A 23,878-nucleotide genomic window follows, 5' to 3' on the forward strand; every position below is an offset into this window, starting at 1 on the left:
CGGCGTGCAGGAAGTCGCCGACCTCTACATCCGGCTCCGCTCGAACGCCGCCGAGCTGCTGCCCCAGTTCCAGGCCGCCGGCCTGGCCGGGGAGTCGATGGCCGCGAAGATCTCGACGTCGGTCGCCTCGATCCTGCGGGAGAACGAAGCGCTGATGCGCTCGATGGGCGCGATGACCACCAAAGCCGACGAGATGGCTTTGCAGTACACCATCGACTACCAGCGGATGGCCGCCCAGACGATTCGCTCCACCACGGAGATGGAGGCGGCGAACGCGCGCGCCGCCGCCTCGACCGAGGCGATGGCCGCGAAGATCGACGCCGCGGCCGCCTCGACGGCGGCGACGACGGCCGGGAAGGTCGCGCTGGTCCAGAAGGCCGCGCTCGGGATCGGCGCGGTCGGGATCGGCGTCGCGGCGGTGACGGTCAAGATGGCCGGCGACTTCGAGGCCGCGACGATGCGGCTGGTCACCTCTGCCGGGGAGTCGCACGACAACCTCGAGCTGGTCCGCCGCGGCATTCTCGACATGGCCGGGTCGGTGGGCTACTCGTCGATGGAGCTGGCGAAAGCCATGTACACCATCGGCTCCGGCGGCCAGCACGGTGCGGACGGGCTGAAGGTGCTCCAGGCCGCAGCCGAGGGCGCGAAGGCGGAGAACGCCGAGCTGGAAACCGTGGCCGACGCGGTGACGTCGGTGATGGTCGACTACCACCTCAAGGCCGAGGACGCCGCGAACGTCACGTCCAAACTGGTCGCGGCGACGTCGGTCGGCAAGAGCACGTTCCAGGAGCTGTCGGCATCGATGGCCGCCGTGCTCCCGGTCGCGTCGGCCGCGCACGTCTCGCTGGACGACATCCTCGGGTCGCTCTCCTCGATGACGGTGCACGGCATGAGCGCGCAGCAAAGCGCGCAGAACCTCACCGACGTGATCCGGCACATGCAGAGCCCCACTTCGGTGCAGGCAAAGGAACTCGCGATGCTGGGGATCAACTCCCAGGACCTCGCGCAGTCCCTCGGCGAGCGCGGGCTGTCGGGCACGCTGCAGATGATCGCCAACCGGATCCGGGAGTCGATGGGCCCGGACGCCACGCGGGTGATCCTCAACATGCAGAACGCCCTCCGCGGCCTGCCGCCCGAGGTGCAGAAGCTCGGCCAGTCGGTGATCAACGGCACCACGACGTTGAAGCAGTTCACCGCTGACACCAAGGCGTTGGACCCGATCTCGGCGGCGCAGGCCCGGTCGTTCGCGACGCTCGCGGCGAGCTTCCATCAGCTCGGCGGCCACCAGATGACCGGGGCGCAGGTCATGCAGTCCTACGGCCAGGCCCTGGCGAAGTCCACAGGCGACGCCACAGGGTTGAACGTGGCGTTGATGTTGACCGGCGAAAACGCCGAGATCACCAACGACAAGGTCCGCGCCATCAGCCAGGCGACGTCGGAGGCTGGCGGGCACGTCAAGGGCTGGGCGGACATCCAGGGCACCTTCAACACGAAGGTCGCCCAGGCAAAGGACGGGTTGGGCGCGCTCGCGATCGCCGTGGGTACCGAGCTGCTGCCGGTGTTCTCGAAGATCGCCGGCGTCATCGCCGACGTGACGGGCTGGCTGTCGCGGCACGAGACCGCGGCGAAGGTGCTCGCGGTCGTGGTCGGCGGCGCGCTGGTGGTGGCGTTCTCCGCGCTGCTGGCGGTGTTTTGGGGCTTCGCATCGAACCCGGTCACGTGGATCATCGCCGGGATCGTGGTCGCCGTGCTGGCCCTGGCCGCCGGCGTTTACCTGCTGATCAGCAACTGGGACTCGGTCGCCTCGTTCTTCGTCGGCATCTGGAACGCGATCAAGAACGCCTTCTCGACGGCGATCGACTGGGTGGTGAACCTCCTTTCCGGCTGGATCGACTGGATCAAGGCGCTGCCCGGCAAGATTCTCAGCGGGATAGCTTCCCTGGGAAGCATGATCGGAAACTTTTTCCGAAACGCCTGGAACTCAGCCGTCGACGCGACTCGACGGGGGATCGACGCGGCAATCCAATTCGTCAAGGATTTGCCACGGAAAATCGGCTATGCGCTCGGGTTTCTGGCGGGCCTCCTGCTGCGGACCGCGATCGACGCCTGGAACAGCTTCACCACCGGAATCAAGAACGCTTGGAACGCAACTGTCCAGTTCTTTCGTGAACTGCCCGGCCGCGTGAAGGCATTCCTGGTCGACGCTGGAAATTGGCTGGTCCAAAAGGGCATGGATCTCCTGATCGGCCTGGGCCGCGGGATCATCAACGCCTACGAGTCGGTCAAGCAGTGGTTCGTCGAGCTGCCTGGCAAGGTCAAAGCGTTTTTCTCGGACGCCTGGAACTGGCTGGTGCAGAAGGGCGCCGACCTGTTGGTCGGCTTGCGCAACGGCATCACCAACGCTTACGAGGGCGTGAAGCGCTGGTTCCACGACCTGCCGGGCAACGTCAAGTCGTTCCTTGCCGACGCCGGTTCCTGGCTGCTCAACGCAGGCCACGACCTGATCGTCGGCCTCTGGAACGGCATCTCCGCCATGGGCGGGTGGCTCTGGCAGAAGGTCAAGGACTTCGCCGGCGGCGTGATCCAGGGCTTCAAGGACGCCCTCGGCATCGCCTCGCCGTCGAAACTCATGATCGAACTGGGCCAGTTCCTCGCCCAAGGCCTCGCTGTCGGCATCGACAACCACGCCGACACCGCTGTTTCCGCAGCTACAGCGATGGCCGATCGCGTGACCAAGGCCTCCGCGGTCGCGGTCAACCTCAGCACCGGCGTCGCCGGCCGCCCGGCGACGAGCTCGAGCGGCACCGGCGCGGCCGCGCCGAGCGCGGTCACCGCGGGCGGCCTGGTCCCGCTCGTCCCCGTCTCCGGCGGCGGGACAACGCAGATCGTCAACGTCGCGGTGAACGTCGCCGGCTCGGTGTTGAGCGAAGTCGACCTGCAGAAGGTCGTCCAGAAGATCGTCATCCGCTTCGCCGGGCGGAACAACGGGCCGGGCTTCACCCCGGCATTCACCTGATCGACCAGAAGGGGGCCGCTCATGGCCAAGTTCTACCGGCCTGCGCTCGCGCTGGCCGCGCAGGCGAAGTGGAACTGGGTGGCGGACAACATCGTCGCGACCCTGCACGGCACCGGCTACACGCCGAACCTCGACACCGACACGTTCGTGTCCGCGCTGGCGGGGGAGCTGGCCACTGCCAACGGCTACACCGTCGGCGGGGTGGCGCTCACCGGCAAGTCGGTGTCGTACATCGCGGCGAACAGCTGGACGACCGCGTGGGCCGGGGCGACGGCCTACGCCGCGGAGTTCACGGTCCGGCCGAACCCGGGCAACGGGTTCCTCTACCGCTGCGTGTCCGGCGGTACCTCGGGCGCGTCGGCGCCTACGTGGCCGACCGTCGTCGGCGGCACGGTGACGGACGGCTCGGTGGTGTGGGAGTGCGTCGGCTCCGGCGCGACGCAGTTCCTCGCCAGCAACCCGGCGTGGGCGTCGGCGACGTTCTCCGGGGCCCGCTACCTGGTGCTGTCGGATCGCACCCCGGGAACCGCCGCGACGCAGCCGCTGCTGGGGATTCACGACTTCGGCAGCAACCAGGCCGGCCAGGGCGGCACCTTCACCGACCAGTGGTCACCGCAGGGAGCGCTGCTGATCTACCACCCGTAGGCGTGGCCGCCTCGGGGAGCAGCACCGGGGGAGAGGGGCGGTCGTGGCGTTCCAGTACGTCAAGCACATCGGCACCAACGGGATCAGCAGCACCACCGCGGTTGGCATGTCGGTGTCGGTCCCCGCTGGAGGCGTCCCGGCCGGGGACCTGCTGGTGCTGCGGTTCGCCAGCTTCAACTACCGCTCCGGCTCGACCCCGCCGACCGTCTCGGACTCGCGCGGGAACACCTGGCAGCAGGACTACTCGCGGACCTCCAGCAGCGACGGCATGAACGTCGTCTACTCGACGGTGGTGACCACCCCGCTGCAGGCCGGCGACCTGGTCTCGGTGGCGTTCAGCGCGAACAACGCGAACTACGCGATGGGCGTCGACCAGTTCACCGGCGTGGCGCCGTCAGGGTGGCGGTTCCAGGTGGACCCGACCGGTACGAAGGCCGTCACGGCCACGCCGACGAACTCGATCGCCCCGAACACCCCGGCGCCGACGTACACGTTGGTCCTCGGGGTGCTGTTCGTGCCGTTGCCCAGCACGGACTCCTACACCGAGAGCAGTGACCAGGCAGGCGGGGACTCGTGGCACACGCTTCCGGGCGCGTTCAGCCCGGCCGGGACGAGCACGCAGGCGGTCCGGGCGTCGTACAAGATCCCGATCTTGGGGTCGACGGCTGGCATCCAAACCTGGTCCCCGGTGCTCGGCACGGCGAAGACGGCGCTGGAAACCCTGGTGATCTATCAGGGCCAGCTGGTGCCGGTCACGGTGACGGGCACGACGGCGGCCGGGCGGACGGGGAATCCGCGCGAGCAGATCGCGATCGACGTCTCGCTCGCCAGCGACGTCTCGGCGGCGTCCCGCACGGGTGCGCCGGAGAGCACGCTGTCGGGGACGGTGCCCGAGCCGATCACGCTGCTCGACGTCCCGTTCGCCTCGCGGACCGGCGCGCCGGACACGTTGCTAGGAATCGATGTCCCGGTGGCGAGCGACGTCCCCGCGGCCGCGCGCACGGGGGAGACCGTCGACGAGGTCGCGGTCGGCGTGACCGTGCAGGACGCACCGTTCGCGGCTCGCACGGGCGCCCCTGCGGACGGCCCGGCCCTCATTGGCGTGACGGTGCCCGACAACCCGGTTCCGGCCCGTACGGGCGCACCAGGCGCTCAGCTGGCCATCGGCGTCACCCTGTTCACCGACGCCCCCGCCGGGGCCCGTTCGGGCGCGCCTGCAGCGGCGATCGCGAACACCGTCACCAACGACGTCCCGGCCGCCTCCCGGACCGCGGCGCCGGCCTCGGCGCTGGGCGGGGCCGGGCCGTTCCCGGTGCAGCCGTCGAGCTTGACCGGGGAAATCCCGAACCCGAACAGGCCGCTGCTGCTGGTGTACATCGACCCCACGGTGGGGCCACCGCACGTGGTGGGGCCAGGCCCGACACGGCGATCGCTGAACTCCCGGGCCCGGCGGACGATCGCGCGGAAGATCTCCGTACAGCGCGGCCGCCAGTACGAGCTCGACCAGGTGCAGGCCGGCACGGCGAACATCGAGGTCACCGACCCGTTGGAGAGCCTGAACCCGGAGAACCCGGCGTCGCCGCTCAACCAGAACGGCCAGACGCTGGAGCCCTACCGGGCGATGCGGATCAGCGCACTGTGGCCGAACACCGGCAACATGATCAACGTCTCGATGCTCGGCACCGGCGCTGACCCGTCGTTCGAGACGGGCTTCAGCCTGTTCAACCCGAGCGGCGCCGGGACCACTCAGGCGACGTCGACGGCCCACTTCTGGACCGGCACCAAGTCGATGCAGGTCACGCAGACCACGGACGGCCGCGGCTTCGGCACGGCGCTCGGTGTGATCGTCGGGCCCGACCTGCTCATGGTGGTGTCGGCGTACGTGCGCCCTACCTCGGGCACAACGGTGCAGCTGCGGGTCATCGACGCGGCCGGCGTCGAGCACCTGTCGAACGTTGCGACCGCTCAAGACGCGTGGACCCGGGTGTTCGTGTCCTGGAAAGCGGTCGACGTCGCCGAGACCTTGGAGATCTTCGGCTCCGGGGGAGCGCCGACACGGTTCTACGTCGATGCCGTGCAGCTGGAGTACGGGCGCAACCCGACCGCGTTCAGCACCACGGGACCGACCGCGTACCGGGTCTACAGCGGGTACATCGAGCGGTATCCGCTGCACTACGACATGAACGGGACCCGGGGGATTCGGCCGCTGACCGTGGTCGACGCGCTCGCGGTCCTGTCGCGAACGGAGATCGCCGAGAGCTACCTCGCGACGATCACGGCGGACGGCCCGAACATGTTCGCGCCGCTGAATGACGCCTCCGGGCCTCAGCAGATTCAGCGGCCAGGTGGTGGCGCTCCGATGGCCGGGTACACCGAGCTGGGCAGCAACTCCTCCTCGGTGAACTGGGCGGGCGATTCGTTCCTGGACGGCTCGCCCGTCGTGTCGATCACGCAGCAGAACGCCACACCTCCGGTGAAGGGCGACTTGACCCAGACGACCTACATCGGCACGCGCGGCGGCGCTGTTTCCATGAACCCGAGGGCGTTCACATTCGAGGGCTGGTTCCGCTTTCAGTCGGGCTGCGTGTATTTCGGCCTAGCATCAATGAATCGCGGCGAAAAAACAGCAAACCAGCCACTCGGTCCGGCGCATTACATCGGCCTGTACACAACCGGCGGGACGCTGTGTTTTCGGTTCATCGACCCGAATGGAGGAGCGGCACCTCTTTACGCTTTCGACGCGCCGAATTTCCCGGGAGCATATCCGGACAGCACGTGGCATTACTTCGCGATCACCCTTTCCAACGGGTCGTTCTCGATGTACCTCGATGACTACGTCGTGCAGGACACGCAACCGCTCGGGTTCACTCCCTCAGCGTCGATCCAGCTGGACAACCTGTTCTTCAACGCCACCACCTACTTCGGCGACCCCGTGTCGACGGCGTCCTGGGCGAACTTCGCCACCTACCCGTACGCGCTCACCACCGCACAGCTGAAGAAGCACTACCTGCGCGGGGTGGGCAACGACAAGGAGTTCTCCGGGGGCCGAGTCGGCCGGCTGCTGGCGAAGTACTGGAACGGGCCATGGCTGAGTGCGGGCGGCTACCTCCAGCTGGCACCGGACAACGACTACAACCGGCGGATGCTGCTGGACGTGCTCCAGGAGATCCAGGAGTCGGAGCGCGGGTTCCTGTACGCCAACCAGGGCGGGACGGTGATCTTCGACGACCGCAGCTCGAGGTACCGGGACGTGCACCAGATCCCGGTGGCGGTGTTCGGCGAAGACGTCGCGTCGGGAGAGATCCCGTACGAGGACTACGAAGGCGACATCGACCCGACGTACACCTTCAGCCAGGCCAACCTGACCCGGCCGGGGAACAACGACTTCGCGCCGATGGTGAACACGGCCGCGCAGGCGAAGTACGGGCAGCGGATCCTCAGCCACAACGTGCAATGCACGAACGACTTCGACCTCACGCAGGCCGGGACGTTCTACCTCGGCCGCTACGCGCGGGCGAAGCTGCGCATCGAGAAGCTGACGATCAACCCCATCGCGTTCCCGTCCGCCTGGGCGACCCTGCTTGGGCTGGAGCTCGGCCTGCGCGTCACGATCCGCCGCCGCGCCGGCAGCGTGGTCTTGAGCGGGGACTACTACGTGGAGCAGATCAACCACGACATCGACCCGGACGCCGGGACGTGGCGAATCGACCTCCAGTGCTCCCCGGTGTTCGTCCCCTCGGCGTGGGTGCTGGGGGACCCGCAGTACGGCGTCCTCGGCTCGACGACGACGCCGATCTACTGATCAACCTTGGCCAGTGCCGTGGCCGTCAACCTGACTGGAGGTGGCCGCGGTGCCGACCCATGACGCCCAGCGGGGCGGTGCCTCGTGACGATGCCGACGTTCGTCGACGGCAGCCTGGTTCACCAAGCGGACCTGAACCTGCTGTCGACCGGGATCAACAACCTGTCGAACATCGTCACGGGCGCGCCGGCGCCGCGGGCGTACGTCCCGCACGCCAGCCTGAAGCAGACGGTCTCGCAGTCGATCCCGCCCGCCACCGACGTGCTGATCAACCTCGACGTCGCCGAGTCCAATCCGGACAACATGTGGGTGCCCTCGGTGGCGAACACGGTCACGATCCGCACCGCCGGGTCCTACGAGGTCGACTGCCAGTTCCCGCTGCAAACCCCCGCGTCCGACATCTACCTGTTCTTGCTGGTCAACGGCACCAGCACGTCGGTGAACAACGTCGGCGGCGAAGACCACAAACCCGGGTTCAACACCAACGACGGCCAGGTGCTGCACGCCAACGCGTTCTTCCCGAGTCTCGCTGTCGGGTCCGTGATCTACATGAGTGTGTGGCACTCGGCGTCGGGCAACGTCAGCACGACCGTGGGTCGCACCTGCGCCCGGCTGAACATCCGCCGCATGGGCCCGTAACGATCTCGGAGGACCAGCATGACCAGCAGCACTGGCTTCAGCCCAGGAACGACCGTGACGTCCACTGTGGTCGTCACGCCGGAGGAGCCGACCGGCGTGTTCCGGCCGGACGCGATCGGCGAATGGGTCGGCCACCTGGTCCGGGTCGCCGGCCTCGACCCCGCCTACGACCACACCCTGCTCAGCGTCGAGATCATCCCGGGACCGCGGATGGTGCTCGACGTCGCGGCGGGCAGGTACGTGGAGCAGGTCGTCGACGGCGGGGCCGCGCGGCTGACCGTGCTGACCGAGGCCCCGAACGTCCCGAACGTCGCCAGCTACGTGCGGGTGATTGCGGGGGTTCCGCCGGCCCGCGCGAAGTTCGTGCACGCCGACACCGGGGAGGTGCTGGTCGAGCGCGGCCGCTACGCGGCGCCGTTCTACGACAGCCAGCGGCTCGCGGTCGGCGACCAGCACTTCCAGGTGACGACGACGTCCTGGCCCAACCGCAACCCCGACACCGGCTCGGCGGGCGCGGCCGAGGACTACCAGCTGGTCACCGTCACCCCGATCCCTGATCAAGAACCCGTCGCGCCCGACCCTGCCCTCACGCCCTGACCTACGAGGTGAACCGTGCCCACCCCCGACGACTCCCAGCTGGCTCACGGCTTCGGCCGTGTAGAAGCCAAGCTCGACCGCATCGACGACAAGATCGATCGGCACGCCGAGCTGCTGGCCGAGCACGGCGTCCGCCTCGACCGGGTCGAAGTCGACGTCACCGACATCCGCCGCGACCTGTCGGCCGACACGAAGCACATGAGCGTCGGCCGCCAGATGATCTGGGTGGCCGTCATCGGCGCACTCGCGTCCGGCGTCGTCGCTGCGCTCGTCCAGCTCCTGCCCCACCACTGATCACCCGCGCACTCCGAAGGCCCCTGGCAACCACCGGGGGCCTTTCTCGTGCGCGCTGAACCCGAGGAAGGAGGTGCCCGTTGGGCGACCGAGCGATCGACGTCTACGAGGCGTACCAGGGCCAGGTCAGCTGGCCGCAGGTCGTCGGCTCCGGCGTGCGCCGCGTGTTCGTGAAGCTCACCAACGGCGCCGGCCCGGCGCGTGTCCGCGGCGACAACTACGTCAACGGCGCCCGAGGAGCCGGAGCGCGCGTCGGCGGCTACCACTACGCGCTCGGCGGCGACCCGGTCGCGCAGGCGAACGCCTTCGCCGACGAGCTGCTGCGGCTGAACGCGCTCGACCTGGCCCCCGCGCTCGACTACGAGGACCACTCGCTGCCCAAGGGCCCCGCCGCGCAGGCGTGGATCCGGGCGTTCCTGACGCAGCTGAACGTCCGCATCCCGCAGCTGGCGAAGAACCTGCTCTACGGCTCCGGGTCCGATCTGCAGGCGATGCGGGCCTGGGAGATCACCGCCCCGGGCGCCGACGTCCTGGAGTGGGACGCCGAGTACGGCGTCAACGACGGCGTCGAGCACCCGATCCGCTACTACACCGGCGGCCACGTCGCGGTTCACCAGTACACCTCTGCTGGCCGCGTCCCCGGCATCGCCGGCCTGGTCGACCTCGACGACATCGAGGTCGACGTCTCCGAGGGCACCGTCTTCGTCGGCGGCCGCCCGTCCCCGACCCCCGGCACTGCGGCATCGATCCGTGCCGCGATCCAGACGATGGAGGACTGCATGGTCAAGTTCCCGCCCGCCATGACCACGGGCTACGACGTCCTGGCGCTGCCGGAGGCCTATGACGTGACGCTGGTGTTCGCGGCGAAGACCGTGATCTTCGGCGGCCACATCTACTGCTGGACGCCCGTCGACGGGCAGGGCACCGGCGGCGACCCGAAGCAGTGGCGCGTCGAGGTGAAGGAAGGCGAGCCGATCCGGCTGCCCTCGGGCACCACGAAGGCGCACGTCGAGTACTCGTGCGCCTCCGAGGTGGCGGTCTTCATCCAGCTGACGCCCCGCGCCTGACCGGGGGCCCGTTGCCCGCCGGATGGAGACCCGGCGGGCAACGCGCTCAGCGGCGCCGCCGTGCCCACCAGTCCGCGGCCACCATGCCCAGCACCGTGCCCCCGGCCGTAGCCACCACGGTCACGGCGCCGTTCACGGCCAGCTCGATCCACATCTCGTACCTCCGCGCTCTCGGCCCGCTGATTGCGGGCCGCTCGCGCAGCGCGATGCAATGAACCCGTTATCACTCGAATGGAGTAGTTCGCCAATGCCCCCGTTCCTCCTGAACCTGATCGACCGTGTGCTCTGGACCGTGTTCCAGGCCGCCGGTGGCGTCGTCGCCGCCGGGGACGTCGCCGACGCCCTGCACGTCGGCGTCGTCGACGACTGGCGGCCCGGTCTCGTCGGCGCGATCGTCGCCGGCGTGCTGTGCGTGCTGAAGGTGCTCGGCGTCCACGTGTCGACGGCGTCGCTGACCGCCGTCGAGAACGCGGCCAGCTCGCTCCGGCAGCTGCCCGGCGTCGGGGACGCGCTCGACAAGGTGACGGCGACCCCCGCCGGAGGCATCGCCGCGGACGTCGTGACCGAGCTCGATCACCAGCTGCGCGCCGACGCCGTCGACGCGGCCGCGCCCGCCAAGAGCGGCCCGACCGACTGATCCCCGATTCCCATCCCGGCCGTGAGCGCTGAGGCCCCCCGCACCGGACGGTGCGGGGGGCCTTTCGTCGTCTCCGGGGAAGGGTCCGATGCCGCCTCCCCGGCCGGCACGGCGAGGCTCGGCGGCCGCGGCGGGGACGCCTCCTTCCCGCCGGATCGCGTGCCGTCGCGGGCGACGTTTTAGTACTCCCCGCGCGGGGCTCACGCCGGGCTGAGTTGAGCCGCGCTGGTGGCTTCCCGGGAGGTGTCGAGGCGGTCGATTCCCCGCAGCCGGAGACGACCGACGGGGACGGCTGCCACCCTGCACGCTCCCCGTTCGGCGTCGCCGCGGGGACCGCGCCGGGGAGTCGTTCCCCGCCGTCCCCGGCGCTCCGGTCGCCGGGCGCGGGGACGGCCGGGGAGTCCTCCCCGGCTTGCTCGGGGACGCGGCTCGGGGAGCCGGGGAGGCCGGGGAATCGCTCCCCGGGGAGCGGGGAACAGCAGGTCGGGTGCGCTTTCCCCGGTTCCCGTCCCCGTGGCCGGCCGGAGAGCCCTGATCCCCGCGAGGGCTCCCCGCACGCGGCCGCGGCGGTTCCCCTGCCGGTCGACGTCGGCGGCCGGGGACGGCTCCCGGCGCCGTCCCCGGCGGCTCGCCGGGGTCCCGTGACGGGACCCGTCACGGGACCCGCGACGACCCGCGACGGGTGTATCGGGTCGTCGCGGGTGCGTTACGGGAGGCGTCGCGGGTGCAGCCTGCGGGTATCGGGTGTGACGGGTCTGAAACACCGTTACGGGTCGGCGTGGTCCCCACGCTGCGGGGACGGGTTTGTGGCGTGTTTCGGGGACCATTTCACGTCCGTGCGCGGGGACACCCGCGACACCCGCGACGCCCGAATCCCCACCTGGCGGCTTCCCTGGCGCTGCTCTCCCCGGGGCGCTCGGTGACCGGATTCCGGGGACGCGGGGACGCGCCTCGGTGGGGTCGGCGGGGACGGTCGCGGGGGAGTGCGGAACGCGGTTCCCCGTCGCCGCGGCCGCGCCCCGGGGACGCCTCACCGTTCCCCGGCGACCGGCCGAGCTGCCTCCCTGACGGTGTCCCCGGGGAGGCTGGGGAGCAGTCCCCGGGGTGCGGCTGCGGACGTAGGGAATCGAGCGGGGAAACTCCCCGGGCGGTTCCCCGCGGGGAACGCAACAGCGCCACCCGGGGAAACCCGAGCGGCGCTGTTGACAGGCGGCCAGTAAAGGTCAGGGCCGGGGCCGCTTCCCCGTCCGGAACTCCTCGGCGACGGCGAGCAGCTGGGCCATGAAGAAGCCCCGCGTCGGCTTCCCCTCGTACTCGGGACGGCGGACCGCCTTCGAATCCCGCACGACGGAGAAGGGGTGGCGGGACAGCGTGAGGCCAAGCTCGGCCGCGGTCATATCGACCACCTGTGCGAGGTCCTCGGTCGAGACGAACTCGCGCTTGCCGAACCGCTCGACGATGGTCGCCAGCGGCTCGGGGACCGGCCGCTCGAAGCCGGCGACCAGTTCCTCGAAGGTCCCTTTGATCGTCTCCTCGTCGGCGCCGAGCACCTTCTTGGCTCCCTGCTCGCGGGTCTCGGCACGGTGCCGCTGGAACACACCGCCGAGCTGGGAGAGGGCTTCTTCGACCGTCTTCGGCCGCTCCGCCTCCGGACGCCGCTGGCCGGCGGTGGCGAGCGCGGCCGCGGCGGCGGTCTTCACCGGGGCGGGCCGCTGCCCGGTGTAGACGTAGTCCAGGAACTGGTCGACGTCGCCGACCCACCGGCGCCTCCACGCCGACTCCTGCACCAGGACGGGGTCACGCTGCGGCTCACCCTCGGCGGCCGCCGGGCGCTCCCAGCGCTGGCCCACGGTCAGGCACATGCCGGCTTCCTCGGGGATGTCGACCCGGGTGGCCTGGCGCTGCACCACCAGCTGCGGGATCAGCTGCGTGTCGAGGTACGTGAGCTTCCCGGCCATCGGCGTGATGGTGTCGAGCTTGATGTAGGCGACGCCCGGGTAGATCAGCTTTTCGGGCTTGAGGTCGCGCAGGTTGCAGCCGGGTAGCACGCGAGGGAGCTCGGCGATGTCCTCGATCCGCATCACGATCTTGAGCTTGATGTTCCGCTTGATCGCGCCGCCGAAGTTGCCGTAGTCGGGGACGGTGCCCGACTGAGTGGCGAGGATGACCTGGATGAACACGGCGGTGGTGCCGCGGGTCAGCAGCTCGATCAGCTCGGAGCCGGTCCGGTACACGCCGTCGTGACACAGCACCTTCTCGTTCGACCGCAGCTGGAAGCTGGCCTCGTCCAGGACGACGAAGATGGCCGGCATCTCGCGGGTCGGGCGGGCGGGGCGCTGGTGACGGGGGATCGCGTAGCGGCGGGCGCCCTCCTCGAAGTAGGTAGCCAGCATCTCCAGGGTGTCGGTGGTGTTCGTGGCGACGTGACTCACGGTCGGCTGGTGGCCCTGGCGCAGCGGCTCAAGGTGCTGGGACATCAGGTCGTTGACCTTCCAGTTACCGCCAACTACCGCGGTCGCGTTGAAGGACCCGGCGATACGGTCGAGCAGCAGGCTCAGGAGGCTGGACTTCCCAGCCTGGGTCATCGCGATGATCTCGACGTGGAGCTTGAGCAGGTTGATCACGATCGGCTCGCCGTTCTCCCAGCGGCCGATCACGAAGTCGTCGGCGATGTCGAACGGGCCCGGCTCGAACTGGTACGGGATGGTCTCGGCGAGGACCGCGGTGGCGGGAGTGCGCTCGATCCGCATCTCGAACTGCCCTGCCTGCCCGTGGCTGTAGAGCTTCACCGCGTCCCGCGCCAGGTTGTAGCCGCGGGCGAGGGCGTTGGCTTCGGTCGCGATGCGCTCTTCGATGCCCTGCGCGGTGATGACCTTGAGGGAGCCGCTGGGGACGGTGATCCGCACGGTCTCATTGCCGAGTCGGTCTTCGGTCGGAGCGCCCGCCTTGGCGCCGACGACGCCGGCGTTCGTGAGGACCAGGTCCCAGAAGCTCATCTCGGCGGCCCTGAACTCCGCCTCGAGCTGGGTGTGGTGGATGTCGCCGCGGCGGTCGAGCCAGTGCGTCATCAGGCCGGTGGTGTACCAGGTCAGCAGGGTGCCCCCGGCGAGCGCGCCGAGGCTGCCGAGGCTGTTGGGGTGGCCGGTTGCCTGCGCCATGGTGGTCCAGTAGGCGGCGCCGCCGGTGACAGCTCCGGCGACCGCCTTGGCCAGGCCACGGAACCAGGCGGTGGTGCGCCGGTCCTTCTTGAAGATGTGGTGGACGCCGACGACGGCGAGCACGGTGGCCCCGGCCCCGCCGGCAGCGACGTGCCAGGTGGCGATCTCTTCGATGTTGGTCAGGACGAAGCTGCTGCACGCCCAGGTGCCGACGCCGCCCATAAGGGAGTAGGCGAACGCGCTGGGGAGCGTGTGCGGTTCGTCGTGAGCGCCGGTCATGGGCTCCTCTTCCGTGCTGGTGGTTCTGGTGGGTGAGGTGGGGCCGGGTCCGCGAGGGAGAGGCGGGCCCGGCCCCGGTCGGGACGGGTCAGTTCTGCCCGTCGTGGCGTTTGGAGTTGTCGTACACGCACCCGTGGCCGAAGCAGTTCCCGTTGCTGTTCGCGGGGTGGCCGTTCGGGCAGGTCTGCTGCTGCATCACCGGCTACACCCCATCGATCCAGTGCTGGGCGTTCGGCTTGTGCGCGACCTCGTCGCGGAAGGCCTGCCCGGTCGCGTTCGCGGCGTCGTGGTCGCTGCGCTGCGGGTCGGCCGTCGCGGCGGCCGCCCGGATGACGTTGCCGAGCGCGTCGAGACCGTCCGCGGTGGTGGCCGCGTAGGGGAACTCGGCGGCCAGCTCGCCGCTCTTGGCGTGCAGTGCGGAGGCCAGCTCGGTGAGCCCGTCCGGCATCCCGGACAGGAAGTTCTGGGTGTCTTCGGGGCTCTCGGGGCGCCAGGTGCGTACGGCGTCGGCCATAGCGCTCCAGTCCATCTGGTTGGTCACGGTGGTGGTGTCCCTTCGTACGAGACCGAATCCGGAGCCAGGTCCGAATACGGGTGTTGGTGCAGGTGAAACGGGGTGGGAAGCTGCGGGAACCTTGTTCAGGCCGATGCCGGTGAGCGGGTGGCCAGGCAGGTTCATGCCGAGCGGGTCGGCAGGTTTCGGCGTCGCGGCCGCCGGGACGGCAACGACGACCGGGACGGCCGGGATGGGGCGAGGCCGGCGGATGAATAGGTCGCGGAACGGGACGGCGAGGGCCTGGAGCACGCTGGCCGAGCGGACGCCGTTGCCCACGCGCGTCGCGGTCCACATCCAGAACGTGCCGATGCCGCGACCGAGGGGGCTGCGGTGGATGCGAGCGATCCGGCCGGCGAGCCGGGTCATGCGGCGGCCGAAGCGCTCGACGCTGCGGACCTCGCTGCGGGTGGAGCGGTAGCTGCTGTTGCGGTGGGCGTTGTCGGCTTTCACCTGCCGACGTCGTCGACGGTCGGCCTTGGCAGTGGCGCGTCGTTCCCGGTTGGCGGCGCTGGCGCGGCGGTTGGTCGCTCGGGTTTCGGAGCGGTTGAGGCGCTTCTGGGCCCGGCGGGACGGCGTCGACCTGTACGCGGCCGGGGCGATGGCCTTGTTCGCACGGCGGCGCGCGGCTGCGGCCTTGCGGGCGGCCTTGGCCTGAGCCTTGGTCGTGGGTCGGGCGCCGGGGGCGTGGTGGCCGCTGGCGAACTGGCCGCGCGCGTTGCGGCGCTGCGGGCCGAGCGGCTTCCAGAAGCCGTTGCGGGCGCCCTGCCCGGCGAGGGCGCGCTGGGTGGCGGCGCCGGTGCGGGGGCGACGTCCGGCGGACCATCCGGCGATGCCGGGCTTTCCGGCCTTCTTCATGCGGCGGGTCGCGCCGACGTGGGCGGCGGCGTTGCGGGCGGCGCGCTGGCGGCCGCGGGCGATCATGGATCGGCGGGCGGCGCTGCCGGGGCCGGCCGCGGTGGCGCGGCGGCGGGCGCGGCCGCGGGTCTTCGCGGCGAGCACGGTTCCGCCGGCGACGGCGGCGGTGGCGGCCCCGCCGACCGCGGTGGCGGTGGGGCCGAGGGTGAGCAGGGACTGCGTTGCGACTGCGACTCCGCCGAGGACCCCGGTGCCGACTGCCACGTTCCGGGTGCGGACCCGGTTCGGCTGTGGCGCGTAGCGGCGGGGCTGGTTCTTCGGTGCTGCCTGCTTGGGCTGGGTGTCGGGCGCCGGGGCGCTCGGCTGAGTCATGACCGTCTTCCTCCAGGGGGGCGCGGGGTTACCCGCTGGCTTGTGCGGTTGCGAAGGGGTTCGGGATGCCCACGGCGTCGAAGTAGCCGGGGAGCACGGTCTTGGCGTAGGCGTTGGTGCCGGCCTGGCGGTCGACCTGGGCGTACGAGCGGACGGGGCCGCGCTGCTCCAGTTCGTGGAAGGTGCGGACGATGTGCGCCTTCTTTTCCGGGAGCTGCAGCTGTGCCAGCACGGCTTCGAGCGTCATCTCCTGCTCGTCGACGCCGTCCGGGCCACCGTTGATCTTGATCACGGGGGCGAGCTGGCCGGTGGTCTCCGCAGGCTGCTCGTCGCGAGCAGCCGGGGCGTCGGAGGGCTGGTCGACCTGCGGTTCGGCAACCTTCGCCGGGGCAGGTTCGATCGGCTTCGGCGGGGCCAGGGGCGCGATGGGGCGGCGCGGCGGCGCGGCCTTGACGGCCGGCCTGGCCACGGCCTTGGCCTTCGGCACGGCGGGCTGGTTGGGGCGCACGACGCGGGCGGCGAGCACCGCGCCGACCTGTGGCGGCGTCTCGTCGAGGCGCTGCCCGAGGTCGGCCTTGACCTTGTCGTGGATCTCCGAGGTCTTGAAGACCAGGGCGTAAGCCCACGCGGTCGGCCGGTCGCACATCAGCAGGGTCTGGATGCGGTCCGCGCGCCACGAGAGCCGCGGGTGCTGCAGGCGGCGCTTGGCCGCGAGCTTCACGTCTTCGACGCTGCGGTGCTCGACGATCGCGCTGGTCATGCCGACGTAGCTGTGCCAGAGGAACGGCGCCGCGATGCTCGCACCGCCGAGCACGACGCCGGTCAGGATGTCGTGGGTGGTCCTGACGTTGTGGTAGACGTTCACGGTCGCGGCGATCGTGGCGAAGAACCACATCCAGCGGATGTACTTCCCGGCCCCGCCGGTCTTCGTCCGGACGGCGTGGGTCGCCATCGCGCCGAAGGTCCAGGTGAAGCCTTCGACCATGATCGGAATCAGCGGCCAAACGATGATCTTGTGGCCCACCACCTCGATCGTGAGGCCGGGGATATCGCGATAGAAGTTGAGCTGCGTGACGACGATTACGGCGCCAGCGAGCAGGGTCAGCAAAGCGACGATCAGGAAGATCCTGTTCGTTTTCCACCAGCCGAGTTCTTCGGCCTCGTCCGCGTCGGTCGCGTGATTGGGCGTGGAGGTTTCGGTCATGGCGGAATCGTGGCGTGAATGCGCGCCGGATTCGTCGACCGACGCGCCGGGCGGGTCGACATCCTCGACAAGCGGTCCCGGGTCGGCTACCGCCCCAGGAAAGCTTGTATACGAGCTTTGCATGAGGCCAATGTACGTCTCCGTGATCAAGAAGGCAAGAGCTCGTATACAAGCTTTCGATCTAGCGCTAGGGTGGCCACTATGAGTAGCGGGAAGATGGCGCTCTACCAGCGCATCGCCGACGACCTGAGACAAAAAGTTGCACAGGGTGTCTACGAGCCTGGAACGTCACTTCCAGCCATCGCCGACCTCGCGAAGGCCTACGGCGTCTCCGACGCGCCTGTGCGGCGTGCGCTCGACATCCTCAAGACCCAAGGCGTCCTGTTCGGACGCGCGGGCAGCGGGGTGTACGTCCGCAAGCTCCCACCCCTGCGTCGGCACGGCATCGACCGGTACCGGCGCTCGGTGTGGCTGCACGGCGGCCGCGCCATTCTCGAGGCGGAGGCCGGCGACCAGGCACACCTCGTGCACCAGGAGGTGCGTGAACTCGCCGAGGTCCCTGCCAGCGATTTCGTCGCCGAGCGGCTCGAGCTGCAAAGCGGCGCCGCCGTGTGGGTTCGCCGGCGGCGGACGTTCGTCGACGACACCGCCAACCAGCTGGCGGATTCCTACTACCCGCTCGACGTCGCCGAGGCCGCGCCGCTGCTGCGCGAGGAGAACACCGGCCCGGGGGGAGGCTTCGCCCGGCTGCACGAAGCGGGGTTCGAACCGACCCGAGGGCTGGAGGAGATCACCGTCCGGATCGCGCCGGGTCCAGAAGAGCGAGAGCTGCTGGACCTGCCGGAGACGATGCCGGTCATCGACCTCGTCCGCACGGTGTTCGACCAGCACGGCCGCCCCGTCGAGGTCATGCTCGCGGTGATGCACCCGCAGCTGGCCAGCTTCGCCTACCCCTTCGAGTTCGAGGACTGAGGCCGGTGCAGATCAGCTTTGCCACCCAGCCGTCGCCCGAGCCGGGCCGGGTCAACGAGGACTACGTGCTCGCCGGCCCCGACTTTGTGATCCTGCTCGACGGCGCGACCGCCCCGGCCGGCATCGACTCCGGCTGCGTGCACACGGTCGCCTGGTACGTGCGCCACCTCGCGGCCGCGGTCGCCCAGCTGCTCATCACCCGGGACGAGATCGAGCTGCGCCAGGCGGTGCACGACGCGATCGCCATGGTTGTCGGCGAGCACGGCCCCGACTGCGACCTGACGAACAACGCGTCGCCGTCCGCCACCGTCGCGATCGTGCGTCGCCGCGGCGGGGAGCTGGACTACTTCGCGCTGGCGGACTCGCCGATCGTGCTGGAGGACGGCACGGTGATCGTCGACGACCGGACGTCGTACTTGCCGGACTACTCCCGCGAGGGGATCGAGGCCGCGCGGAACAGGCCGGGGCCGGGCGGGTTCTTCGTCGCTCAGACCGACCCGGGCGTCGTCGCCGAGGCGGTCGTCGGCACGGTGCCGATGGAGAAGGCCGGCGAGTTCGCGATGTTCACGGATGGCGCGAGCCGCTTCACCGAGCTGTTCAAGCTGGGGGACTGGGCGGCGCTGCGGACCGTGCTCGTTGAGGAGGGCCCGGACTGGCTGATCAACCGGGTCCGAGCGTCCGAACTGGCCACTCCGCCGGAGCCGGATCCGGTCTCCGGGCGCCGGTTCAAGCGGTACGACGACGCGACCGCGGTGCTGGTGCAGCTGTGAACGACACGCCGAAGATCCGCAGATGACCACGCCTTGGCGTTGCCACGCTAGGGTTTCCGCCAGATGGACTGACCAGGGGAAAGGGTGGAGATGAGCACCGACCGACCAGATCCCGCCTACGCGATGCGGGACAACGGGCTCTCGCTGGAGGCCCGCGGCCTCTTCGCGTGGCTGTGCGAGGTCGCACCGGGACACATCACCGTGGAGACGATCGCCAGCGGCACCGGCATCGGCTTGACCAAAGCCGCGCGCGTGCGGCGCGAGCTGGTGGCCGGCGGCTACCTGTCGCAGCACCGCGGCCACGACGCCCGAGGTCAGCTCACCTGGAGCTACGAGATCCACTCACGCCCGATGCGCGAGGACGAGGCGAAAGCCTCCTAGAAACAGCTCGGCCCGGCGGAGCGGGAACTCCAGCCGGGCCGTGAAGCAGTACCGAGCAGTGCCTTCCGAGCCATTGCGCGGCATCTCCAGTGTCACACAGCCCCGATTCCGGAGGCAAGCGACACCCCGGGGTGGCCGTGCATCACAGCACAAGGACCACCGTGACCACACGATCAGCACGCCGTTCACGCACCGGCCCCACGCGGCCGGCAGCCACGCCGCCCGACGACCTCGTCGAGCTGGACGAACTGTTGGAGATCGCCTCCGGCCGCCGCGCCCCGTACACGCAGCTCGGCGACTGGGTCGCTCTCTCCGGCGTCAGCGACCACGCCAAGGCCCTGTACTGGCACCTCTCGATGCACCTCAACCAGACCCGCAGTGATCACGGCGACTTCACGGTGTGGCCCACCCGGGAGACCCTGGCGGACTGGTGCGGGTTCAGTCGGCCGCAGTCGGTCGATCGGTACATCGACGAGCTGGCCGAGATCGACGCCGTCGAGAAGTACACGAAGACGTACGGAAACGGGATGCGACGCCGCAACGTGTACGTCGTCAACCAGGAGCCTCCGGAGGACTACGCCGGGCCCAAGTCACTCAAGGAGTTCTACGCCCGCCGCCGCGCAACCGCCGAACTCGACGCGAGTTCGGCACCAAGCCCGACCCCGAACTACATCGAGTTCGGTAAAAGTGCAGCTCACGCCGTTGTGCGCCCCAGCGCACAACCGGTAGTACGGTCCAGCGCACCACCGGTTGTGCGCCCCAGCGCACCATCCGAAGTGCGCCCCAGCGCACCCCGCAGCGCACGCCCCAGCGCACCTCGGAGCGTGCGCCCCGCCGCACAGAAACCAGACCAAGTCCAACCAGACGAACCCTTAACCACCACCGGGAACGACGGCTGCCTGAAGTTCGGCACCGTGCCCGCGCCCGCAGAACCGGTGGAGGTGGTGGTAGATCCCGAGCTGATGAACACCATCACGGCGATGCTCGCGGCCATCCCGGTCCCCGCCGACAAGCGGGCACCAGGCCGGCGATCAGCAAAGCTGCAGGAGGTAGCCCAGCGCTGCCACGACATCCTCGCCGCGCCCGAGCGGTACGGCTTGGTCCTGGAGCAGCTGCGCGCTCACCTGGCCGCCGACCTCGACACCGTTACGAAGTCCGTCGTCGGCTGCTGGCTCTACCGGCTGCGCGACAACGAGCTGCCCTGGCCGGAGCAGCCCTCCCCAACGATCGCTCCCGTGGTCGAGGATCGCCCAGCGTGCTCGAACTGCGGCGCGCGATCTGGCGAAGGCCCCCACGCCCGGATGATCGAGCGCGGAGACGGCAAGTTCGTGAAGTGCAGCTGCCACCCACACGCGTCACCGCGGCCAACGGAGCAATACCCGCACGTCGCGAACGCCGGCTGATGCCGTCCTGGCGCGAGCGAAGCGAGCCTCCACAATGGACGGTCCGGACGTCGCGCAACCGGCTGAACAGGAAAAATTCTTCCTAGGCGCCAGGGTATAGGGTCCTATACCCTGGCGCCTTATGGAGCGGTCTGAGCTGTTTGGTCACCTTGGGTTGCCGGGGCAGCTGGAAATCCTTCAGCTTCACCAGTCACTTCACGAACTGTGCTGGCAGGGCACAGCTGGGGACGTCGTCGATCTCTTCGCCGAGGTCCACGGGTGTTTCGAGGCGTTGAAGGTGGTCGAGGACTACCTGTTCTACGTCGCGCACGAGCGCGGCGCGGACCACAAGATGCTCGGTGAGGCTGCGCGCGCGAAGGCGGCGAAAGCGGCGGGGCAGTCCCGGCTGCGGACGTTGCACCTGCGGCATCCGGACGGCTCAGACGCCGTGCTCGAGCTGATGCGGCGTCGGTACGAACGGCTGAGCCGCGAGGCCGGCACCTTGGTTGACGTCGAGCCGGTGGTGGAAGCCGCGGTGGACGACCGGGAGACGTGAAAGCGCCCCCGGACAGGACTGCATGCTGATCTGTCCGGGGGCGCTACCGGCCAACTCCTACAGTGGCCGGCGAAGGGTTCGCCGCCCCGCGCACCGGGGGGCGATCGGGAACGAGGCGGCTACCTTCTGTTTCCTGCGATTCCGGCCCCCAAGGCGGTCGAAACCCCACGGGGGGCTCCAGGTTCCGGCCGACGTGGTGCTCGCAGGAGCTGTGAAGTTGTGGATCCCCGGTGAACCCCACCGACTGGCTGCGACACCGCTACACCTTGGATAGGTGATGGCGGGGTTCACCGGGGTGGTGCAGGCGGCATCGTCAGGAGTACCGACCGCACCGGTCTCTCCTCGCGGCAGTTGAAGGCGCACGTGCCCGTTTGCCGGGGGAGAGAGCTGTGAAGTTTTAGGGACGCTCCCGGCGCGCGGGAGCGTCAGGTCCGCGCAACACGAGAGCAATGCCGGGAGCGTCGTCCCGACCAACCTCCGCGCCTCGAAGCGCGGCCACCCATCGAATTCGGTTGGTCGGGGGTGGTGCGGCAGGCCTGCTACCACCACCTGGAGCGGCCTGCGTGCACCGACCTCCTCGGGACCACCAGGCCGGTCCCGCAGCCTTGTACCGAGGAGGGTGGACACCTCCGGCTCGCGCGACCTTTTTTGGGGAAAGGTGGGCGCCCGAGGACTGTTGGACGCATCGCGCAAGCCGGAGGCTGCTTCAGGGGGCGGCCCTCGCGGGCCGTCGGACTACTCGCTCTCGACCCGGCCACCTCGGTTCGGGGATGTCCGGGAGTATGCCGCCCACGGCGACGACCAAGCCGTCAGCGATGACCTCGTGAGGGTTCGTCGCTAGCCAGACAGCGCACAGGGGGCACCCGTTGAACGGGCCGCCCAAGTGCTTGAAGTTTGTCCGATTGACCATGTCGTAGATGTGCGACAGGCCGAGCATCCCGTCCAGCAGCTCGTGGCATACCGAGTGGATTTCAAGCTGGCGCCGAAGTTCCAGCTTGGCCAACGGCACGATGCGGTACGCGTGCCGAAGCGCGTCCCCGGAGTAGTGGCGGATCCCGATTCCGATCGGGTTGTTGCTCATGCGCTGCACCTGCTCGACGAGGCAGCTGCCATGGCGCGCCACGCGTCTTCGTCCATGTCGGCGTCGATCGGCGCTCGGCCGTTGGGCGACTCTTGGGTGAGCCGCCGGCCGTCAGCGCTCGGCGCGTGCCGCTGATGCGGCATGTTCGCGCTGGTGGAAGGCTGTTCGGTGGTCACGGCGAAGAGATTAAAAGTGGCACCAGCTCGCTTGTGTCATGGAGGACACAAGCGAGCTGTTTCACCCGATCGACGTAGAGCCGGTGTGCAAGCCCATGCGGTACGCGAGGCCGCGAAGTTCGCGGCCGCCGGCCTCACGTCGGTCCCGGCGGAACCGCGCAGCGACGGCTTCCCGAACGAACACGTCGTTGCGGACACGCTGCGGCGCCAGGCGCTCAGCGGTGAGGATCGCGTGCAGGCCTTCCTCGCGGGTCTTGGCGTGCGGCAACAGGGACCGGCCGACGTCGCTCCAGAACTCGGCCTTGCGGCTTGGGCTGGGGATGGCCTCGATCGCGACATTGCGTGCCACCTCGGCCACCTTTGGCCCGTCGCCGAACTCCGTCGCCAGCGCGACGGTCCAGACCTTCACGTTCGGGCGGCCGAACCACAGCCGGGCGAAGCTGCCGACTTCCGGGTCGAGCCGTTCGGCGACGGCGGCCGCCTCGGCGAGGTGTGTGTTCGCCGTCGTCCGGTCGGCTTGGGCTGCGGACGCGAGCGCCGCCGAGAGGTGCAGCATCCCGTACGCCTGGGCGACCTGGTCGTTGTCGAGCTGGCCGGCGAGGTTGTCCGCCGCGCTGACGCTGCGCCGGTACTGGTCCGGCCTGCTCAGCTGGCCGGTGGCGTCGCCACGCAGCCAGGCCGCGAAGCCGATCCATTGCGGCTCGTTCAGTTCGCCGGCGATCTGCTGCGCGTACCGGGACGCGATGGCGGGAAGGCCGCGGCCGCCGAGTCGTTTGGTTGTCCAGGTCGCGCTGGCGTAGGCGCGAATCAGCGCCCGCAGGATCTCGGTGCGGTGCTCGGGGTAGCGCACGTACGCCGCGTGCAGCTCGGGCAGCAGCTTCGGCAGCAGCTGGCCCTGGCCGACGTAGTCGGAATGAACGTGCATCAGGTCGATCAGGTGCCGCACGTCGGCGGCGATCTCCGGCCACGGTCGCGCGGCCACGCCCGGGTCGTGGCCCAGCTCGTAGATCTCGAGCGCGGCTTCGACCTCGCGCAGCGCCGCGTGGCCTTCCCTGCTGACCGGGTCGTAGCTGGCTACCGGTTGGTCGGTGAGGTCCCACGCGGCTACGCGCAGCCCGAGCGCGAGCGCTTCCAAGGTGCGTCGCCTGTCGACTTCACGCTCGCCACGTTCGATCTTGCCCAGGTGGCCGTAGGAGATGCCGGTCAGGTCGGATAGCTCGCGCAGGGTGAGACGTCGCGCCGAGCGGAGCTCTCGGATGCGCCGGCCGAAGTCGGCGATGTCGTCGTCAGTCATGGGTGACCTCGGTTCGCGGGAGGAAGAGCTGACCTCTTCGCGAACCCCCGGGGGCCAGTCCGGGGGCCGTTCCTCCGCGAAGAGGTACGTCCCCAGCGTAACGCTGCTGGCGTGGTTCCCCTTCCCCGCGGGCGGGGACACGCGG

At 69.7% G+C, this 23,878-nt stretch carries 19 protein-coding genes; 13 read left to right on the forward strand and 6 right to left on the reverse strand.

All coding sequences use genetic code 11. From position 1 onward, the window contains the following. Positions 1 to 4: 4 nt before the first annotated feature. The 8 genes from ACERZO_RS47445 to ACERZO_RS47480 all read left to right on the forward strand — a co-directional run bounded on the left by ACERZO_RS47445 (position 5) and on the right by ACERZO_RS47480 (position 10,697). The gene (locus ACERZO_RS47445) at positions 5 to 3,016 is read left to right on the forward strand and encodes a phage tail tape measure protein (RefSeq protein WP_372672584.1); all 3,012 of its coding nucleotides are present in this window, start codon (positions 5 to 7) and stop codon (positions 3,014 to 3,016) included. 21 nt (positions 3,017 to 3,037) lie between these two features. Then, positions 3,038 to 3,661 carry a hypothetical protein gene (locus ACERZO_RS47450; protein ID WP_372672585.1) on the forward strand — a complete coding sequence of 208 codons (624 nt, stop codon included), beginning with the start codon at positions 3,038 to 3,040 and terminating at the stop codon, positions 3,659 to 3,661. Positions 3,662 to 3,704: 43 nt separating this feature from the next. Continuing rightward, positions 3,705 to 7,463, forward strand: a complete 3,759-nt coding sequence (locus ACERZO_RS47455) for a hypothetical protein (RefSeq protein WP_372672586.1) — start codon at positions 3,705 to 3,707, stop codon at positions 7,461 to 7,463. An 84-nt stretch (positions 7,464 to 7,547) separates the two neighbouring features. After that, positions 7,548 to 8,102 (forward strand): hypothetical protein, encoded by a 555-nt coding sequence (locus ACERZO_RS47460; protein WP_372672587.1) that lies wholly within the window; start codon positions 7,548 to 7,550, stop codon positions 8,100 to 8,102. A gap of 18 nt (positions 8,103 to 8,120) precedes the next feature. Continuing rightward, positions 8,121 to 8,699: a hypothetical protein gene (locus ACERZO_RS47465; protein WP_372672588.1), complete on the forward strand. Its 579-nt coding sequence runs from the start codon at positions 8,121 to 8,123 to the stop codon at positions 8,697 to 8,699. Between the two features lie 15 nt (positions 8,700 to 8,714). Further along, positions 8,715 to 8,993 carry a hypothetical protein gene (locus ACERZO_RS47470; RefSeq protein ID WP_372672589.1) on the forward strand — a complete coding sequence of 93 codons (279 nt, stop codon included), beginning with the start codon at positions 8,715 to 8,717 and terminating at the stop codon, positions 8,991 to 8,993. 80 nt (positions 8,994 to 9,073) lie between these two features. Further along, entirely contained in the window at positions 9,074 to 10,060 is a 987-nt protein-coding gene (locus ACERZO_RS47475; RefSeq protein WP_372672590.1) for a glycoside hydrolase family 25 protein, read from the forward strand. 247 nt (positions 10,061 to 10,307) lie between these two features. Beyond that, a complete protein-coding gene (locus ACERZO_RS47480; protein ID WP_372672591.1) occupies positions 10,308 to 10,697 on the forward strand; it encodes a hypothetical protein in 390 nt (129 codons plus the stop codon). Positions 10,698 to 11,920: 1,223 nt separating this feature from the next. Here the strand turns inward: ACERZO_RS47480 and ACERZO_RS47485 are convergent. The 3 genes from ACERZO_RS47485 to ACERZO_RS47495 form a co-directional block, all read right to left on the reverse strand. Then, the gene (locus ACERZO_RS47485; RefSeq protein WP_372672592.1) at positions 11,921 to 14,134 is read right to left on the reverse strand and encodes a hypothetical protein; all 2,214 of its coding nucleotides are present in this window, start codon (positions 14,132 to 14,134) and stop codon (positions 11,921 to 11,923) included. A gap of 202 nt (positions 14,135 to 14,336) precedes the next feature. Beyond that, entirely contained in the window at positions 14,337 to 15,917 is a 1,581-nt protein-coding gene (locus tag ACERZO_RS47490; protein WP_372672593.1) for a hypothetical protein, read from the reverse strand. Between the two features lie 28 nt (positions 15,918 to 15,945). Beyond that, positions 15,946 to 17,271 carry a DUF2637 domain-containing protein gene (locus ACERZO_RS47495; protein WP_372672595.1) on the reverse strand — a complete coding sequence of 442 codons (1,326 nt, stop codon included), beginning with the start codon at positions 17,269 to 17,271 and terminating at the stop codon, positions 15,946 to 15,948. A gap of 51 nt (positions 17,272 to 17,322) precedes the next feature. On the opposite strand from ACERZO_RS47495, the gene ACERZO_RS47500 reads away from it, so the two are divergent. From ACERZO_RS47500 to ACERZO_RS47520, 5 genes are all read left to right on the forward strand, one after another. Further along, positions 17,323 to 18,093 carry a GntR family transcriptional regulator gene (locus tag ACERZO_RS47500; protein WP_372672596.1) on the forward strand — a complete coding sequence of 257 codons (771 nt, stop codon included), beginning with the start codon at positions 17,323 to 17,325 and terminating at the stop codon, positions 18,091 to 18,093. A gap of 5 nt (positions 18,094 to 18,098) precedes the next feature. Continuing rightward, complete coding sequence (locus ACERZO_RS47505) at positions 18,099 to 18,863, forward strand: protein phosphatase 2C domain-containing protein (protein WP_372672597.1); 765 nt, start codon at positions 18,099 to 18,101, stop codon at positions 18,861 to 18,863. A gap of 90 nt (positions 18,864 to 18,953) precedes the next feature. Next, a complete protein-coding gene (locus tag ACERZO_RS47510) occupies positions 18,954 to 19,244 on the forward strand; it encodes a hypothetical protein (RefSeq protein ID WP_372672598.1) in 291 nt (96 codons plus the stop codon). Between the two features lie 161 nt (positions 19,245 to 19,405). Beyond that, positions 19,406 to 20,647 (forward strand): hypothetical protein, encoded by a 1,242-nt coding sequence (locus tag ACERZO_RS47515; protein WP_372672599.1) that lies wholly within the window; start codon positions 19,406 to 19,408, stop codon positions 20,645 to 20,647. Positions 20,648 to 20,768: 121 nt separating this feature from the next. Then, on the forward strand, positions 20,769 to 21,182 hold the full coding sequence (locus tag ACERZO_RS47520; RefSeq protein WP_372672600.1) for a hypothetical protein: 414 nt from the start codon (positions 20,769 to 20,771) through the stop codon (positions 21,180 to 21,182). Between the two features lie 706 nt (positions 21,183 to 21,888). On the opposite strand, the gene ACERZO_RS47525 is transcribed toward ACERZO_RS47520, so the two are convergent. The 3 genes from ACERZO_RS47525 to ACERZO_RS47535 form a co-directional block, all read right to left on the reverse strand. After that, entirely contained in the window at positions 21,889 to 22,263 is a 375-nt protein-coding gene (locus ACERZO_RS47525) for a hypothetical protein (protein ID WP_372672601.1), read from the reverse strand. Further along, a complete protein-coding gene (locus ACERZO_RS47530) occupies positions 22,260 to 22,439 on the reverse strand; it encodes a hypothetical protein (RefSeq protein ID WP_372672602.1) in 180 nt (59 codons plus the stop codon). Before ACERZO_RS47530 ends, ACERZO_RS47525 begins: the two co-directional genes overlap by 4 nt. A gap of 61 nt (positions 22,440 to 22,500) precedes the next feature. Beyond that, positions 22,501 to 23,733 carry a helix-turn-helix domain-containing protein gene (locus ACERZO_RS47535; protein ID WP_372672603.1) on the reverse strand — a complete coding sequence of 411 codons (1,233 nt, stop codon included), beginning with the start codon at positions 23,731 to 23,733 and terminating at the stop codon, positions 22,501 to 22,503. Positions 23,734 to 23,878: the final 145 nt, after the last annotated feature.

It is taken from the genome of Amycolatopsis kentuckyensis, assembly GCF_041679295.1.
Taxonomy (GTDB): Bacteria; Actinomycetota; Actinomycetes; order Mycobacteriales; family Pseudonocardiaceae; genus Amycolatopsis; species Amycolatopsis kentuckyensis_A.